The following is a 14,910-nucleotide window of genomic DNA, read 5'->3' on the forward strand; positions in this document are numbered from 1 at the left end:
GAGCGTGGACATGGCGGGTCCTTCAGGTGTTGGTTTCAGCGATGCCGCGCGCGGACTGCGCCATCCGCACCAGGCTCGGCTCCACCGACAGGTCGGTGGCCATGCCGTCGACGATGTGCACGTTGCGCTGCGCGCGTGCAGCCAGCTCCGGGTCGTGGGTCACCATCACGATGGTGGTGCCCTGCTGGTTGATGTCCTCGAGCAGCTCCAGGACGCTGCGCGCCATCTGCGAGTCGAGGTTGCCGGTGGGTTCGTCCGCCAGCAGCAGGCGCGGGCTGCCGGCCAGCGCACGCGCGATCGCCGCGCGCTGTTGCTGGCCACCCGACAGCTCCGCCGGGAAGTGCTTCATGCGCGAGCCCAGCCCGACCATGCCCAGCGCGTCCTCGATGCGCAGCCGGCGCTCGCTGGCCGGCATGCGCCGGTAACGCAGCGGCACGTCGCAGTTGTCGAACAGGTTGAGGTCGGGGATCAGGTTGAAGCTCTGGAAGATGAAGCCGATCTTCTGGTTGCGCAGCCTGCTGCGCGCATCGTCGTCGAGGTCCTTGACGTTCTCGCCGTCGAGGCTGAACTCGCCGCCGGTGAAGGTCTCCAGCAGCCCGGCGATGTTGAGGAAGGTGGTCTTGCCGGAGCCCGACGGGCCGGTGACGGCGACGAACTCGCCTTCCCCGACGTGCAGGTCGAGCGAACGCAGGGCGTGGGTCTCGACGAGCTGGGTGCGGTAGACCTTGGTGACGCCGCGCATGTTGAGCATGGGAGATCCTTGGATGGTCGGTGCGTACCGGCTTCAGCCGATGCGGAAGGGAGCGAGGTCGGAGTTGCGCAGGTACCCCTGGCGGGTCGCGCGGTACGCATGCGCCATGCCGTTGGCGGAGGCACCGCCATGCCCGTCGGCGAGCGCATCGAACGACGGCAGCTCGGACAGGCGCAGCGGCACGGCGTCGGCAAGGTCCTGGGCGTCCCAGGCCTGGGGGAAGTGGAAGGCGAAGTTCGGGGTGGCCATGTCAGTCTCCAGAGATCCGGACGCGTTCTGCACTGTCGAACTGGTCGGCTCCGGACACGACGACCCGTTCGCCCGGCTCGAGGCCGGAGAGGATTTCAACCGCACCGAGGCTGCTGACCCCGGTCTGGATCGGACGGCGCACGGCGCTGCCGTCCTGGACCACGTAGGCGAAGCGGCCGCCGTCCTGTTCCAGGAACGGGCCGCGCTCCACCATCAGCGTGTCCGGCCGCGTGTCCAGCACGATGCGCGCGGACAGGCGCTGGTTCTGCCGGAGGCCCGGAGGCTGGCTGTTTTCCGCGAAGCGAAGGCGTGCATTCACTTCGCCATTGACCACTTCGGGCGACACCGCGGAGACCTCGGCCGGAAACGTCTTGCCGGTGCTGGTCACCTGCGCCGGCATGCCGATCGCAAGGTCGCGCGCGAAGCTCTCCGGCACCTTGATCTCGAGTTCGAACACCGACAGGTCGACCACGCCGAGCACCGGGCCGTTGGCGGCGACGCTGGTGCCCTGCGGCACCTGCACCTGGCCGACCTGGCCGTCGAACGGCGCGCGCAGGGTGAGCGCATCGACCTGGCGGGCGAGTTCGCCGGCGACGGCGCGCTGGCGGTCGGCCATCAGGCGCTTGTTGCGGGCGTCGAGTTCGGCGCCCTGCGCCGACAGCGAGAACTCCTGGCGCGCGGCGGACAGGCCGAGGTCGGCCTTCTTCAGCGCGTCCTGTGCGCGCGCCACGTCGACCTGCGGCACGGCGCCGCCATCGAAGCCGCGCTGGTAGCGTTGCAGGTCGCGCTCGGCCGCGGTGCGGTCGATCCCGGCCTGGTCGAGCTGCTTGCGCGCATCCGACTTGGCCAGGCGCGCGTCGAGCAGCGCGCGGCTGGCCTCGGCCTCCATGCCGGCCAGCGCGGATTCTTCCTGCACCAGGCGGCTGCGCAGTTCCGGGCTGTCGATCACCGCCAGCTCCTGGCCCTGCTTGACCACGTCGCCGGCCACCACCTTGAGGGCCACGGTGCCGGCAGCGATCGCGTACAGCGTGGGGCTGTTGGCGGCGATCACGCGGCCATCAGCGGACAGGTCGCGCACCAGCTCGCCGCGGGTGACCTCGGCCACGCGCAGGCGTGAGGCGTCATAGGAGCGACCGCCCGCCGACCAGCCGCTGGCGAGCCAGGCGATCGCCGCGACCAGCGCGATCATCACGGCGCCGCCGACCAGCCATGGCTTGCGGCCACCAAGGGCACCGCGCGGCGTGGCGAGCACCTGGTCCTGGCTGGCGGTGTCGCGGATGCGGGAGCGTTGGTCCATGGCGGGCGGTCTGTCGTGTTCGGGGTCGGGTCGACTTGATTGACGCAAGCTGCGTGCCAACTGCAAGTCATTGAAAGTACGATATTTAATCAGTGCGTCCAGGCGTCCGCGCGGACGCCTGGCTGTCCGCGCGGACGGCCCGGACGCCTTTCCCCGTTAGACTTGTGGTTCCAAAGGAAGGGGTTCCAGCACATGTGTGGCATCGTCGGCGCGATCGCGGATCGCGATGTGGTTCCGGTCCTGATCGAAGGACTCAAGCGGCTTGAATATCGCGGCTACGATTCGGCCGGCATCGCGGTCGTCGATGGCGACGACGTACGCCGCGTACGCCGCACCGGGCGCGTGTCGGAGATGGAGTCCGCCGCCGGCAGCGAAGGCTTCGAGGCCAAGCTCGGCATCGGCCACACCCGCTGGGCCACCCATGGCGGCGTGACCGAAAGCAACGCCCATCCGCACGTCAGCCACGGCGTGGCGCTGGTGCACAACGGCATCATCGAGAACCACGAGGAGCAGCGCGAGCGCCTGAAGGATCTCGGCTACACCTTCGAATCGCAGACCGACACCGAGGTCATCGCGCACCTGATCCACCATTACCTGAAGGATGGCGACGACCTGCTGGGTGCGCTGCAACGCGCGGTGAAGGAACTCGACGGCGCCTATGCGCTGGCCGTGGTCAGCCGCAAGGAGCCGGGGCGCCTGGTGTGCGCGCGCATGGGCTGCCCGCTGCTGGTGGGCCTGGGCGAAGGCGAGAACTTCGTCGCCTCCGACGTGTCCGCGATCCTGCAGGCCACGCGCCGGGTGATCTTCCTGGAAGAGGGCGACACCGCCGAGGTGACCCGCGAGGGCGTGCGCGTGTTCGGCGCCGACGACCAGCCGGTCACCCGCGAGGAGCACCTGTCCGACGTCTCGCTGGCATCGCTGGAGCTCGGTCCGTACCGGCACTACATGCAGAAGGAGATCCACGAGCAGCCGCGCGCGCTGGCCGACACGATGGAGGCGATCATCGACGCCGGGCGGTTCGTGCCCGAACTGTTCGGCGCCGACGCGGCCGCGGTGCTGGGCGACGTGGACGGCGTGCAGATCCTCGCCTGCGGCACCAGCTTCTACGCGGGCTCGGTGGCGCGCTACTGGATCGAGGCGATCAGCGGCCTGCCGTGCAGCGTCGAGATCGCCAGCGAGTACCGCTACCGCACCGCGGTCGCCAACCCGAAGCACCTGATCGTCACCATCTCGCAATCGGGCGAAACGCTCGACACCATGGAGGCGCTGAAGTACGCCAAATCGCTGGGCCACGACCACACGCTGTCGATCTGCAACGTGCCCGAGAGCGCCATCCCGCGCGCCAGCAAGCTGGTGTTCTACACCCGCGCCGGGGCCGAGATCGGCGTCGCCTCCACCAAGGCGTTCACCACCCAGCTGGTCGGCCTGTTCGCGCTTGCGGCCACGCTCGCCAAGCTCAACGGCCGCTTGCCGGAAGAGAAGGAAGACGAGTACATCGAGGCGCTGCGCCACCTGCCCGGCAGCGTGCAGCACGCGCTCAACCTGGAGCCGCAGATCGCGCTGTGGGCCGAGCGTTTCGCGCCCAAGGACAACGCGCTGTTCCTTGGCCGCGGCGTGCACTACCCGATCGCGCTCGAAGGCGCGCTCAAGCTCAAGGAAATCTCCTACATCCACGCCGAGGCGTATCCGGCTGGCGAGCTCAAGCACGGCCCGCTCGCGCTGGTCGATGCGGACATGCCGGTGGTGGTGATCGCGCCGAAGGACTCGCTGCTGGAAAAGGTGAAGTCCAACATGCAGGAAGTGCGCGCGCGCGGCGGCGAACTGTTCGTGTTCACCGACGCCGACAGCAACTTCAGCGAGTCGGAAGGCGTGCACGTGATCCGCACTCCGCGCCACGTCGGGGTGCTGAGCCCCATCGTGCACACGATTCCCGTACAGATGCTGGCGTACCACGTGGCGCTGGCGCGCGGCACCGACGTCGACAAGCCGCGCAACCTGGCGAAGTCGGTAACGGTGGAGTAGGTTCCAGGCGTGCTGCAAGCGAGGGCCGCCATGTCATCACCCGTCAGCAACGTCCGTCCCGCACCCGACCAGGTGCTGGTCGACATCGTCGACTATGTCGCCGGCTACGTGATCGACTCGCCTCTCGCCTGGGAGACCGCGCGCAACTGCCTGATCGACACCTTGGGCTGCGGCCTGGAGGCGCTGGAGTACCCGGCATGCACCAGGCTGCTGGGCCCGCTGGTGCCCGGCACGGTGGTGCCGGACGGCGCCAAGGTGCCCGGCACACGGTTCCAGCTCGACCCGGTGCAGGCGGCCTTCAACATCGGCGCGATGGTCCGCTGGCTGGACTTCAACGACACCTGGCTGGCCGCCGAGTGGGGGCATCCGTCCGACAACCTCGGCGGCATCCTCGCGGTGGCCGACTGGCTCAGCCGCACCGCGGTGACCGCGGGAAGGCCGCCGCTGGCGATGCGGGACGTGCTGGCGGCGATGATCAAGGCGCACGAGATCCAGGGCTGCTTCGCGCTGGAGAACAGCTTCAACCGTGTCGGCCTGGACCACGTGGTGCTGGTGAAGGTGGCATCCACCGCGGTGGTCGCCTGGCTGCTGGGCCTGTCGCGCGAGCAGATCCTCAACGCGGTGTCGCTGGCGTGGGTGGACGGGCAGAGCCTGCGCACCTACCGGCACGCGCCCAACACCGGCAGCCGAAAATCCTGGGCCGCGGGCGACGCCACCAGCCGCGCCGTGCGCCTGGCGCTGATCGCGGCGACCGGGGAGATGGGCTACCCCGGCGCACTGACCGCGCCCACGTGGGGCTTCTACGACGTCTCCTTCAAGGGCGAGCCCTTCCGGTTCCAGCGCCCCTACGGCAGCTACGTGATGGAAAACGTGCTGTTCAAGATCAGCTTCCCGGCCGAGTTCCACGGCCAGACCGCGGTCGAGGCGGCGCTGCTCCTGCATGGGCAGCTCGCGGCCGCCGGCAAGGGTGTCGACGACATCGCCGGGATCACCATCCGCACGCAACAGGCCTGCATCCGCATCATCGACAAGCAGGGCCCGCTGGACAATCCGGCTGACCGCGACCACTGCATCCAGTACATGGTCGCGGTGGCACTGGTGTTCGGGCGCCTGACCGCCGCCGACTACGAGGACGATGTGGCCGCCGATCCGCGCATCGACCGCCTGCGGGCGAAGATCACCTGCGTCGAGGATCCGCGCTACACCGCCGACTACCACGACCCCGACAAGCGCAGCATCGCCAATGCGCTGGCGGTGGAGTTCAGCGACGGAACCGGGCTTGCCGAAGTCGCGGTGGAATATCCGGTCGGACACCCGCGGCGGCGCGAAGAGGGCATCCCGCTGCTGGAGGCCAAGTTCCGCACCAACCTGGCGCGGCGCTTCCCGGAGCAGCAGCAGCGCGCGATCCTGGCCGCCAGCCTCGACCAGGCGACGCTGGAGGCCCTGCCGGTGCACGAATACGTCGATCTCTACGTGATCTGAAGCCGGTCGGCGACCCGGTCGGACACAGCGTGCCAGCCATGCCCGCGGGTCGCGCGCACCCGCTTGTATCATCGTGATGCGCGCGGACGCAGCGGCACACCGGTTGCTGACGCCGTTGCGCACGGAGCCTCCCCCATGCCCAGCGCCGGCGGCAACATCGCCCTGTCCATCCTCGAACTCGGACGCGTGCGCCAGGGCTCCGACCGGCGCAGCGCGCTGGACGGCGCACGCGACCTGGCGCGCCATGCCGAAGGCCTCGGCTACACGCGGTTCTGGATCGCCGAACACCACAACATGCCCGCGGTCACCACCGCGGCGACGTCGCTGGTCATCGCCCACGTCGCGGCCGGCACCAGCACCATCCGCGTCGGCGCCGGCGGCATCATGCTGCCCAACCACGCGCCATACATCATCGCCGAGCAGTTCGGCACGCTGGCGACGCTGTTCCCGGACCGCATCGATCTCGGCCTCGGCCGCGCGCCCGGCACCGACCAGCTGACGCTGCGCGCGCTGCGCCGCGATCCCGCCAGCAGCGAGCACTTCCCGCAGGACGTGCAGGAACTGCAGGCCTGGCTGGGACCGGTGCGCGAAGGCCAGCGGATCGAAGCGGTGCCGGGCTCCGGTACCGAGGTGCCGCTGTGGATCCTCGGCTCCAGCCTGTTCGGCGCGCAGCTGGCGGCCGAGCTGGGCTTGCCCTACGGCTTCGCCTCGCACTTCGCGCCGCAGGCACTGGACCAGGCGCTGCGCGTGTACCGCGAGCGCTTCAAGCCGTCGGCGCAGCTGGACAAGCCCTACGCGCTGGTCGGCGTGAACATCATCGCCGCGCCCACCGACGAGGAGGCGCGGTTCCTGGCCACCTCGCAGCAGATGTCGTTTGCCGACATGTTCCGTGGCGTGCGCAACCTCACCCAGCCGCCGATCGCGGACATCGAGTCGTACTGGTCGCCGCAGGAGAAGCAGCAGGCCTCGCAGATGCTCGCCTGCAGCATCGTCGGCGGCCCAGACACGGTGCGCGCCGGGATGCGCGCGTTCGTCGAGCGCACGGGTGCCGACGAGCTGATGGTGGTGTCCGACATCTTCGATCCGGTGCTGCGCCAGCGCTCGATCGGGATCATCGCCGACGTCAGGCCGTGACCTTCGACACCTGCTGAGCGCGGCACCGTCGCCGCGCCCGGGCCGTGCCGGCGCGCGCCTTCACGTCCGATTGCGCGATCATGGCGCGACCCGGATCCAAGGAGGCCGACGGCCGATGACCGCTGCACGCGCCAAGGCGGACACCGCCCTGCTGCTGGTGGACCTGTTCAACCTGTTCGATTTCCCCGGCGGGACTGCCCTGGCACGCTCGGCACTGGAGATGGTGCCGCGCGTCGCCGCCTTGCGTGACCGCTTCGACCGTGCCAACGCGCCGGTCATCTACGCCAACGACAACTTCAGCGACTGGCAGGGCGGGTTTCCGGAGCTCGTTGCCGCCTGCCTGGCCGCAGGCGGAACGCCCGCCGCGATCGTCGCGGCCCTGGCGCCACGCGCCAGCGACTACTACATCCTCAAGCCCAGGCACTCCGCGTTCATGGCCACGGCGTTGCCCGTGCTACTGACACAGCTCGGCGTGCGTCGCCTGGTGCTGGCGGGCATCGCGGCCGACTCCTGCGTGCTGGCGACGGCGCAGGACGCGCACATGCGCGAGTACACGCAGTGGGTGCCTTCGGACTGCGTGGCCGCGATCTCGCCCGCGCGCAAGGACACGGCGCTGACGCTGCTGTCACGTTCGATCGGCATCCAGACCCGCGGTTCGCGCGGTACGCCGGGCGTGTTTCCGTGAGCACGTACGCGCTGGACGCGGTCTTCGCGCCGCGCTCGGTAGCCGTGGTCGGCGCCAGTCCGCGCGCGCGCTCGCTTGGGCGCCTGGTGCTGCAGCAGGTGCGCGAGGGCGGGTTTGCCGGGCCGGTCGGGCTGGTGAACCCCTTCCACCGCGAGATCGAGGGCATGGCAGCCGCGCCGTCGATCGATGCCCTCGGTTTCAAGCCCGACCTGGTGGTGATCGCCACGCCGCCCGGCGAGGTCGCCGCGGTGGTGGCGGCCGCGGCTGCGTGCGGCACCCGTGCGGCGATCGTGCTCACCCGCGGCATGGGCAGCGGCCCGGGCTCGTACAACGCGGCGCTGGAGTCGGTGGCGCGCCCGCTCGGCCTGCGCATCGTCGGCCCCAACTGCCTGGGCGTGGTGGCGCCGCATGCGGGGCTGTTCGCAAGCTTCGCCGCGCACCGGCCGCTGGCCGGCGACCTTGCGCTGCTGTCGCAGTCCGGCGCGGTCGCCGCCGGCGTGCTGGAGTGGGCGCATCCCCGCGGCATCGGCTTCTCGGCGGTGGCGTCGCTGGGCGATGCCATCGACGTCGACTTCGCCGACCTGCTCGACTATTTCGCGGTCGACCGCCACACCCGCGCCATCCTGCTGTACCTCGAGGAAGTCCGCGACGCGCGCAAGTTCCTGACCGCGGCGCGCGCCGCCGCGCGCGGAAAGCCCGTGGTGGTGGTGCGTCCCGGCCGGCACGTGCCGGCACCAGCGCATGCGCAGACCCACACCGCGCGCCTGGCGACGCCCGACGCCGCGTACGAAGCTGCGTTTCGCCGCGCCGGCCTGCTGCGCGTGCACGCGCTGGACGAGCTCTTTGCCGCGGTGGAGACGCTGTCGCACCTCGGCGACGTGCCCGGCAAGCGCCTGGCGGTGCTCACCAACGGCGCGGGCGCCGGCATGCTCGCCCTCGACCGCCTGGTCGACCTGGGCGGCCGGCCTGCAACGCTGTCGCCCGACACCACGCAGCAGCTCGACCGCGCGTATGCGCGCGGCTGGTCGCGCGAGAACCCGGTGGACATGCTGGGAGATGCCGACGGCGAGCGCTACGCGGCCGGGATGGATGCGCTGCTGTCGGATCCCGGCAATGACGCGGTGCTGGTGATGCACGCGCCCACCGTGCTGTCCGATCCCGCCGAGGCCGCCGACGCCGTGGTGCGCACGCTCGCCGCGCGCCCACGCGGCCTGGTGCGCAAGCCGACGCTCGCGGTGTGGATGGGCGGCGACCCGGCGTCGATGGCGAAGCTCGGCGAGGCCGGGATTCCCAGCTACGCGAGTGAGGCCGAGGCCGTGCGCGGCTTCATGTATCTCGTCCGCCATCGCGAAGCGCAGCAGGCGCTGATGGAAACGCCTCCCAGCCTGCCCGAGGACTTCGTGGTCGACCGCGTCGCCGCGGATGCGGTGGTCGGCGCCGCACTGGCCGCGGGCGAAGAGTGGCTCGCGCCCGACGCGGTGGCGGGCCTGCTCGAGGCCTACGGCATTCCCTTCGCGCGCGCGCTGCCGGCGGCTGATGCCGACGCCGCCGCGCGCATCGCCGCGCCGATGCTCGCCGCCGGCGGCACGGTGGCGGTCAAGGTGCTGTCGCCGGACATCGCGCACAAGTCGGATGTCGACGGCGTGCGCCTGAACCTGGCGACCGACGCGGCGGTGCGCGAGGCAGCGGCGGACGTGATGCGCCGCGCCGCGCTGCGGCGGCCGGCGGCGCGCATCGACGGCGTGCTGGTGCAGCCGATGGCGCTGCGCCCGAAGGCGCGCGAGGTGCTCGCCGGGATCGCCGACGATCCGGTGTTCGGGCCGGTGGTGGTGTTTGGCCGCGGCGGCACCGCGGTCGAGGTGATCGACGACAAGACGCTGGCCCTGCCGCCGCTCGACCTGCGCCTGGCGCACGAGATGATCGGCCGCACGCGCGTGTCGCGCATCCTCAAGGCCTACCGCGACGTGCCCGCCGCCGACGAACGCGCGCTGGCGCTGGTGCTGGTCAAGCTGGCGCAGCTGGCCGCCGACATCCCCGCGGTGCGCGAGGTCGACATCAATCCGCTGCTGGTGGATGCCGACGGCGTGCTGGTGCTGGATGCGCGCGTGGCGGTCTCGGTGTCGCGGCAGTTGCACAGGGGCCGCGGCCATCCGCGCTTCGCGGTGTTCCCGTACCCGAAGGAGCTGGAGCGCACGCTGACGCTCGGCGACGGACGCGAGGCGTTCGTGCGCCCGGTGCGCCCCGAGGACGATGCGATGTTCCGCCGCTTCTTCGACAAGGTCAGCGCCGAGGACCTGCGGCTGCGCTTCTTCCGCGCGGTGCGCGATTTCAGCCACGATTTCATCGCCCGCCTGGTGCAGCTGGACTACGCGCGCTCGATGGCACTGGTCGCGATCGACGTCGACAGCGGCGAGATGCTCGGCGCGGTGCGCCTGCTGGCCGATGCCAACTACGACCGCGGCGAGTACGGGATCATGGTGCGCTCCGACCTCAAGGGCGCCGGCCTGGGCTGGCGACTGATGGAGGAGATGGTGGAGGTCGCGCGCTGGATGGGCCTGAAGCTCATCGAAGGCCAGGTGCTGCGCGACAACAGCACCATGCTGCGCATGTGCCGCCAGCTCGGCTTCAAGGTGGTCCCGGATCCGGATGACGCCACGGTCATGCTGGTCACGCTTCCGGTCCCGGCCGGGGCGCGGGTGCATCCCGCGTGACGCCAGGTGGATGACCGGGTGATGCGCAAGATCCTGCACATCGACATGGACGCGTTCTACGCGTCGGTGGAGCAGCGCGACGATCCCGCCCTGCGCGGGCGCCCGGTGGTCGTGGCCTGGCGCGGCGCGCGCTCGGTGGTGTGCGCGGCGTCGTACGAGGCGCGCGTGTTCGGCGTGCGCTCGGCGATGCCCGCGGTGCGCGCCGAGCGGCTGTGCCCGGACGCGGTGTTCGTGCCACCGGATTTCGCGCGCTACAAGGCGGTCTCAAGGCAGGTGCGGGAGATCTTCCTGCGCCATACCGACCTCGTGCAGCCGCTGTCGCTGGACGAGGCCTACCTGGACGTGACCGCGCCCAAGGTCGCCTCGCCCAGCGCCACCGAATCGGCGCGCATGATCCGCGCCGCGATCCGCGACGAGACCGCGCTCACCGCGTCGGCCGGCATCGCGCCCAACAAGTTCCTGGCCAAGATCGCCTCGGACTGGAACAAGCCCGACGGCCAGTTCGTGATCCGGCCGTCGCAGGTCGACGCGTTCCTCGCTCCGTTGCCGGTGGGGCGTATCCCTGGCGTCGGCAAGGTGATGGAGGCGAAGCTGGCCGCGATCGGCGTGGCCACGATGGGCGACCTGCGCGGGTTCGCGGTCGAGGAGTTGCAGGCGCGCTTCGGAAGCTTCGGCGCCAGCCTGCACCGGCGTGCGCACGGCATCGACGAGCGTCCGGTTGAGCCCAACCAGCCGGTGCAGTCGATCTCCGCGGAAGACACCTTCGCCACCGACCTGCCGTTGGCGGAGATCGAGCCCGCGATCCGCGCGCTGGCCGCGAAGGCCTGGGCGGCGAGTCGCAAGACGGAGCGCGTGGGGCGCACGGTGGTGCTGAAGCTCAAGACCGCGCAGTTCCGCATCCTGACGCGCAGCTACACGCCGGAGTCGCCCCCGGCCACCGAGGCGGAATTCGCGGCGTTCGCGCTTGCCCTGAGGGAGCGCGTCGACCTGCCCGGGTCGACACGCTACCGGTTGGTCGGCGTAGGCCTCGGCGGATTCCGCGAACCCGGGGAACTGCCGCTGCAGGCGGTCCTGTTCAATCCGCGCTGAGTTCGCCGCGCGGCGGCCGCGGGCGCAGGTCCAGCCACAGGCTGTAGGCGGCGGTCAGCGCCGGCAGGAGGTTCTGCAGCACGCCCACCGCGTCCTGCTTTTCGGAGAACAGGAAGTACGACAGCGTCATCGCGCTGCCGCACAGGCTGATGATCCAGAAGCTGCGCGGCACGACCGCGCGGCCGGCCTGCCGCGAGGCCGCGAACTGCACCAGCCAGCGCGCGCCGAACAGCATGGCGCCGGCCAGGCCGATCAGCTTCCATGGCGTCACCACGACGCCGGTCCACGCCAGCGCGGCAATGGTCTCGTTCATGGCATCACTCCCGTGTCCTGCGTCGCGCGTTCGTCGGCCACGGCGCAGGCGCCGCGCCGCAGCAGCCAGAGCACCCCGCGCAGGTCGCTGATGCCGACCAGCGCGCGCCCGAGGTTGTCGTACTTGCTGTTGCCGTGCAGGCGCGGGCGGTGGCCCACCGGAACGCTGAGGGTGCGCCAGCCGGCCCGCTGCATCAGCGCCGGCAGGTAGCGATGCATGTGGTCGAACGCCGGCAGGTCCAGGAACGCATCGCGCGCGAACAGCTTGATGCCGCAGCCGGTGTCCGGGGTCGCGTCGTGCAGCAGCCGCGCGCGGATCGCGTTGGCAATGCGCGAGGCCACGCGTTTGCTCGTGGAATCCTCGCGCTTCACGCGCCAGCCAGCGAACAGGCGCACGTCGTCGCCGGCGGTGGCACGCGCCTGCAGCAAGCGCGGCAGGTCGGCGGGATCGTTCTGGCCATCGCCGTCGAGCGTCGCCACCCACGGCGCGCGCGCCGCCCTCACGCCGGTGCGCAACGCTGCGCTCTGGCCGCTGCGCACGCGGTGGCGCAGCACGCGCAGGTGCGGGCGCGTGGCCGCGCATCGTGCCAGCGCGGCGTCGGTGCCGTCGTCGGAGGCATCGTCGACGCAGATGACCTCGTAGCTGTCGACGGCCGCGGCAAGCGCCGCATCGATCTCGTCGAGCAGCACCGGCAGGTTGGCGGCCTCATTGAACGCCGGTACCACCACGCTGAGCTCGGGGGCCCACGGGCCGTGGGTGGGCGGCAGGTTCATGGTCATGCGATGCACTCCGCAAAGACGTCGTGGCGCTGGTCGTAAGACATGGTGCGTACCTGGAGCAGGCCGAGGACTGAATGGAACAGGTCGTCGTGGCTGGCCGGTGCGCGTGCCCGGCGGGCCAGGCATGCGCGGTCGAAATGCCGCGCCGCCGCCATGCCCGGCGACAGCCAGGCCACCATGGGCACCTTCTTCTGCGTGTCCGGGGCGATGGCGTAGGGCAGGCCGTGCAGGTACAGCCCGTTCTCGCCCAGGGATTCGCCATGGTCTGATATGTACAGCAACGCGCTGTCGCGGTCGTGACGGCGCGCGAGCAGGGCGATGGTATCGGCCAGCATGTCGTCGGTGGCGAGCACCGCGTTGTCGTAGCTGTTCACCACCTGCTCGCGGCTGCAGTGGCCGAGGTCGTCGCTGTCGCAGGTCGGCACGAACCGGCGAAGCCGCTCCGGCACGCGGCGGTGGTAGGCAGGACCGTGGGTGCCGACCTGGTGCAGCACGATCACCTGGTCGCCGGGCCAGCGGTCGATGGCGGCATCAAGCCCGGACAGCAGGATGTCGTCGTGGCATTCGTGCGCGCCGCAGCCCCCCGGGGACGTGTCCTGCATCGCCTCGTACGCAAGGCCGGTGCACACGCCCTTGCAGCCGGACTGGTTGTCGCGCCAGATGGTGTGCACGCCGGCGTGCTCGAGCACGTGCAGCAGGGATTCGGAATTCGCCAGCCGTGCCTTGTCGTAGCCCTCGCGGCCGTCCGGCGAGAACATGCATGGCAGAGACACCTCCGTGCTGGTGCCGCAGGCGGTCACGTCGATGAAGTTGATCGCGTCGGACGCAGCCAGCCTCGGCGTGGTCTGCCGCGCATAGCCGTTCAATCCCCAGTTCTGTGCACGCACGGTCTCGCCGATGACCAGCACCAGCAGGCGTGACCGCGCGTCGGGCGGGCGCACCGCGAGCGTCGCATCGCCGCCAAGCACGCGACGCGGGCTGTGCATGGCGCCATCGCCGCCGGCGATGGTGGCCGCCGCGACCACCAGGTTGCCGGGCGTGATCAGGTGCCGCAGTTCGCGGTTGTTGCGCATCAGTGCCGACAGGTCCTGGAACCCGCCGAGGGCGGCGCCCGCGGCGAGCACCGCCAGCGCCAGCAGCCAGCCCAGGCGGGCCACGCCCGCGCGCGCCAGCGTGCGCCGCCGCAGGCGGATGCGGGACAGCACCAGCATGGGCAGCCCGGCATGCAGTACCAGCGAAGGCAGCAGGCCCCAGGACAGCAGTTCGCCGGCCTCGCGCGCGTCGGTCTGCAGCACGTTGCGCACCATGTCGGTGTCGAAATACGTGCCGTAGTTGCGCGCGTAGTGGTTGGCCGCGGCGCCCGCCACGAGCAGCAGGGCCAGCACCGGCTTCGCCAGAGGGCCATGCAGCAGCACGCAGAACAGGAACGCCTGCAGCGCGAACACCAGCACCAGCAGGCAGGCCGCCGCGAGCGCCCCGGACGCGCCCGCCAGCGCCCCGGTCGCGAACACCGCATGCCAGAACGGCCCGTTGCAGGCCAGCACGAAGTACAGGCTGGCCCACAGCGCCAGGGTTTCCACCGTCATCGCCGGCCGCCAGGCGCCCAGCCGACCAATCAGATCGATGGGGTGTCGACGCGGCAGTGCGGCAACGCTCACGCCGCGCGCTCCGCCGGCGTGGGCCACAACGCGGCCACCGCCACGGCGACCGCCCAGCACAGCGCCGCCGCCCACAGGTCGTGCGACAGGAAGTGCGCGCCGCGCAGCTGCTGGTCGACGCCGAAGACCAGGCCGACCACCGCGCCGATGGCGAGCCCTGCGCGACGGCCGGCCGGGGTCGTTGCCGAAAACGCCAGTGCGAGCCATGCGTATCCGGCGCCGGCATGGCCGGCAGGGAAGCAGGCGCCGCCGCCGTCGCCGGGGAGGGCGCCGCCGCCGTAGCGCACGAGGTCCCACGGACAATGGACGGCGGTAACCTGCTTCAGCGTGGCCAGCAGCGTCGCGGCTGCCAGCACCGACAAGGCGAGCCTCCCCAGGCGCTGGCGATGCGGCCGCAGCGCGGCCACGGCGTACGTCGCCAGCCACGCCACGACCACGGCCACCCACGCGAGCCTGCACGCCAGCGCGCCGCCATCGTGCAGCAGCCCGCGCGCGATGGCATCGTCACGCAGCGCCCAGCGCTGGCCCTCCCACGCGAACAGCGCATCGGCGAGCACGGTATCCAGCGCGGTCTGCCGCGCGGCGATCGCAAGCACCGCCGGCAGCAGCGCCCACGGCAGGAGCGCCCAGCCGCTGTATGCGCGGAAGGCGCCACGCGCGCCGGCGGCCGGCAAGGACAGGGTGGAGAGTTCGGGACGCATCGCGGAGACCGGGTGGAGGTGCGGCGATGATCGTGGCGC

Annotated in this window: 13 protein-coding genes; 6 read left to right on the plus strand and 7 right to left on the minus strand. The window is 71.1% G+C overall.

Going from position 1 to position 14,910, the window contains the following annotated elements:
* Window positions 1–22: 22 nt before the first annotated feature.
* From IDM46_RS01815 to IDM46_RS01825, 3 genes are read right to left on the minus strand one after another with little or no spacing between them, the layout of a single operon-like run.
* Window positions 23–751 (minus strand): ABC transporter ATP-binding protein, encoded by a 729-nt coding sequence (locus tag IDM46_RS01815; RefSeq protein ID WP_182823099.1) that lies wholly within the window; start codon window positions 749–751, stop codon window positions 23–25.
* A 33-nt stretch (window positions 752–784) separates the two neighbouring features.
* A complete protein-coding gene (locus tag IDM46_RS01820; RefSeq protein WP_182823097.1) occupies window positions 785–1,000 on the minus strand; it encodes a hypothetical protein in 216 nt (71 codons plus the stop codon).
* Between the two features lies 1 nt (window position 1,001).
* Window positions 1,002–2,297 carry an efflux RND transporter periplasmic adaptor subunit gene (locus IDM46_RS01825; RefSeq protein WP_182823095.1) on the minus strand — a complete coding sequence of 432 codons (1,296 nt, stop codon included), beginning with the start codon at window positions 2,295–2,297 and terminating at the stop codon, window positions 1,002–1,004.
* A 192-nt stretch (window positions 2,298–2,489) separates the two neighbouring features.
* On the opposite strand from IDM46_RS01825, the gene glmS reads away from it, so the two are divergent.
* The 6 genes from glmS (at window position 2,490) to dinB (ending at window position 11,420) form a co-directional block, all read left to right on the plus strand.
* Window positions 2,490–4,319 carry a glutamine--fructose-6-phosphate transaminase (isomerizing) gene (gene glmS / locus IDM46_RS01830; protein ID WP_182823093.1) on the plus strand — a complete coding sequence of 610 codons (1,830 nt, stop codon included), beginning with the start codon at window positions 2,490–2,492 and terminating at the stop codon, window positions 4,317–4,319.
* A 30-nt stretch (window positions 4,320–4,349) separates the two neighbouring features.
* Window positions 4,350–5,801, plus strand: a complete 1,452-nt coding sequence (locus IDM46_RS01835) for a bifunctional 2-methylcitrate dehydratase/aconitate hydratase (protein WP_182823091.1) — start codon at window positions 4,350–4,352, stop codon at window positions 5,799–5,801.
* 135 nt (window positions 5,802–5,936) lie between these two features.
* Window positions 5,937–6,935 carry an LLM class flavin-dependent oxidoreductase gene (locus IDM46_RS01840; RefSeq protein ID WP_185114652.1) on the plus strand — a complete coding sequence of 333 codons (999 nt, stop codon included), beginning with the start codon at window positions 5,937–5,939 and terminating at the stop codon, window positions 6,933–6,935.
* 115 nt (window positions 6,936–7,050) lie between these two features.
* Complete coding sequence (locus tag IDM46_RS01845) at window positions 7,051–7,620, plus strand: isochorismatase family cysteine hydrolase (protein ID WP_182823087.1); 570 nt, start codon at window positions 7,051–7,053, stop codon at window positions 7,618–7,620.
* Window positions 7,617–10,331, plus strand: a complete 2,715-nt coding sequence (locus tag IDM46_RS01850) for a bifunctional acetate--CoA ligase family protein/GNAT family N-acetyltransferase (protein WP_185114653.1) — start codon at window positions 7,617–7,619, stop codon at window positions 10,329–10,331. The genes IDM46_RS01845 and IDM46_RS01850 overlap by 4 nt, the downstream gene beginning before the upstream one ends.
* Window positions 10,332–10,352: 21 nt before the next feature.
* The gene (dinB, locus tag IDM46_RS01855; RefSeq protein WP_182823083.1) at window positions 10,353–11,420 is read left to right on the plus strand and encodes a DNA polymerase IV; all 1,068 of its coding nucleotides are present in this window, start codon (window positions 10,353–10,355) and stop codon (window positions 11,418–11,420) included.
* On the opposite strand, the gene IDM46_RS01860 is transcribed toward dinB, so the two are convergent.
* The 4 genes from IDM46_RS01860 to IDM46_RS01875 are packed head-to-tail and all read right to left on the minus strand — an operon-like array spanning window position 11,407 to window position 14,871.
* Window positions 11,407–11,733: a lipid-A-disaccharide synthase N-terminal domain-containing protein gene (locus IDM46_RS01860; protein WP_182823081.1), complete on the minus strand. Its 327-nt coding sequence runs from the start codon at window positions 11,731–11,733 to the stop codon at window positions 11,407–11,409. The genes dinB and IDM46_RS01860 overlap by 14 nt on opposite strands.
* On the minus strand, window positions 11,730–12,506 hold the full coding sequence (locus tag IDM46_RS01865; RefSeq protein ID WP_182823902.1) for a glycosyltransferase family 2 protein: 777 nt from the start codon (window positions 12,504–12,506) through the stop codon (window positions 11,730–11,732). The genes IDM46_RS01860 and IDM46_RS01865 overlap by 4 nt, the downstream gene beginning before the upstream one ends.
* 2 nt (window positions 12,507–12,508) lie before the next feature.
* Complete coding sequence (locus tag IDM46_RS01870) at window positions 12,509–14,170, minus strand: phosphoethanolamine--lipid A transferase (RefSeq protein WP_343203848.1); 1,662 nt, start codon at window positions 14,168–14,170, stop codon at window positions 12,509–12,511.
* Window positions 14,167–14,871: a phosphatase PAP2 family protein gene (locus tag IDM46_RS01875; protein ID WP_185114654.1), complete on the minus strand. Its 705-nt coding sequence runs from the start codon at window positions 14,869–14,871 to the stop codon at window positions 14,167–14,169. The genes IDM46_RS01870 and IDM46_RS01875 overlap by 4 nt, the downstream gene beginning before the upstream one ends.
* Window positions 14,872–14,910 lie beyond the last annotated feature (39 nt).

The sequence above is a fragment of the Luteimonas sp. MC1825 genome (assembly GCF_014764385.1).
In the GTDB taxonomy this organism is placed as follows: domain Bacteria; phylum Pseudomonadota; class Gammaproteobacteria; order Xanthomonadales; family Xanthomonadaceae; genus Luteimonas.

Coding starts and splice junctions, on each gene's coding strand:
- IDM46_RS01815 (WP_182823099.1), bottom strand. CDS start 751: ATGCTCAACATGCGCGGCGTCACCAAGGTCTACCGCACCCAGCTCGTC.
- IDM46_RS01820 (WP_182823097.1), bottom strand. CDS start 1,000: ATGGCCACCCCGAACTTCGCCTTCCACTTCCCCCAGGCCTGGGACGCC.
- IDM46_RS01825 (WP_182823095.1), bottom strand. CDS start 2,297: ATGGACCAACGCTCCCGCATCCGCGACACCGCCAGCCAGGACCAGGTG.
- glmS (WP_182823093.1), top strand. CDS start 2,490: ATGTGTGGCATCGTCGGCGCGATCGCGGATCGCGATGTGGTTCCGGTC.
- IDM46_RS01835 (WP_182823091.1), top strand. CDS start 4,350: ATGTCATCACCCGTCAGCAACGTCCGTCCCGCACCCGACCAGGTGCTG.
- IDM46_RS01840 (WP_185114652.1), top strand. CDS start 5,937: ATGCCCAGCGCCGGCGGCAACATCGCCCTGTCCATCCTCGAACTCGGA.
- IDM46_RS01845 (WP_182823087.1), top strand. CDS start 7,051: ATGACCGCTGCACGCGCCAAGGCGGACACCGCCCTGCTGCTGGTGGAC.
- dinB (WP_182823083.1), top strand. CDS start 10,353: ATGCGCAAGATCCTGCACATCGACATGGACGCGTTCTACGCGTCGGTG.
- IDM46_RS01860 (WP_182823081.1), bottom strand. CDS start 11,733: ATGAACGAGACCATTGCCGCGCTGGCGTGGACCGGCGTCGTGGTGACG.
- IDM46_RS01865 (WP_182823902.1), bottom strand. CDS start 12,506: ATGAACCTGCCGCCCACCCACGGCCCGTGGGCCCCCGAGCTCAGCGTG.
- IDM46_RS01875 (WP_185114654.1), bottom strand. CDS start 14,871: ATGCGTCCCGAACTCTCCACCCTGTCCTTGCCGGCCGCCGGCGCGCGT.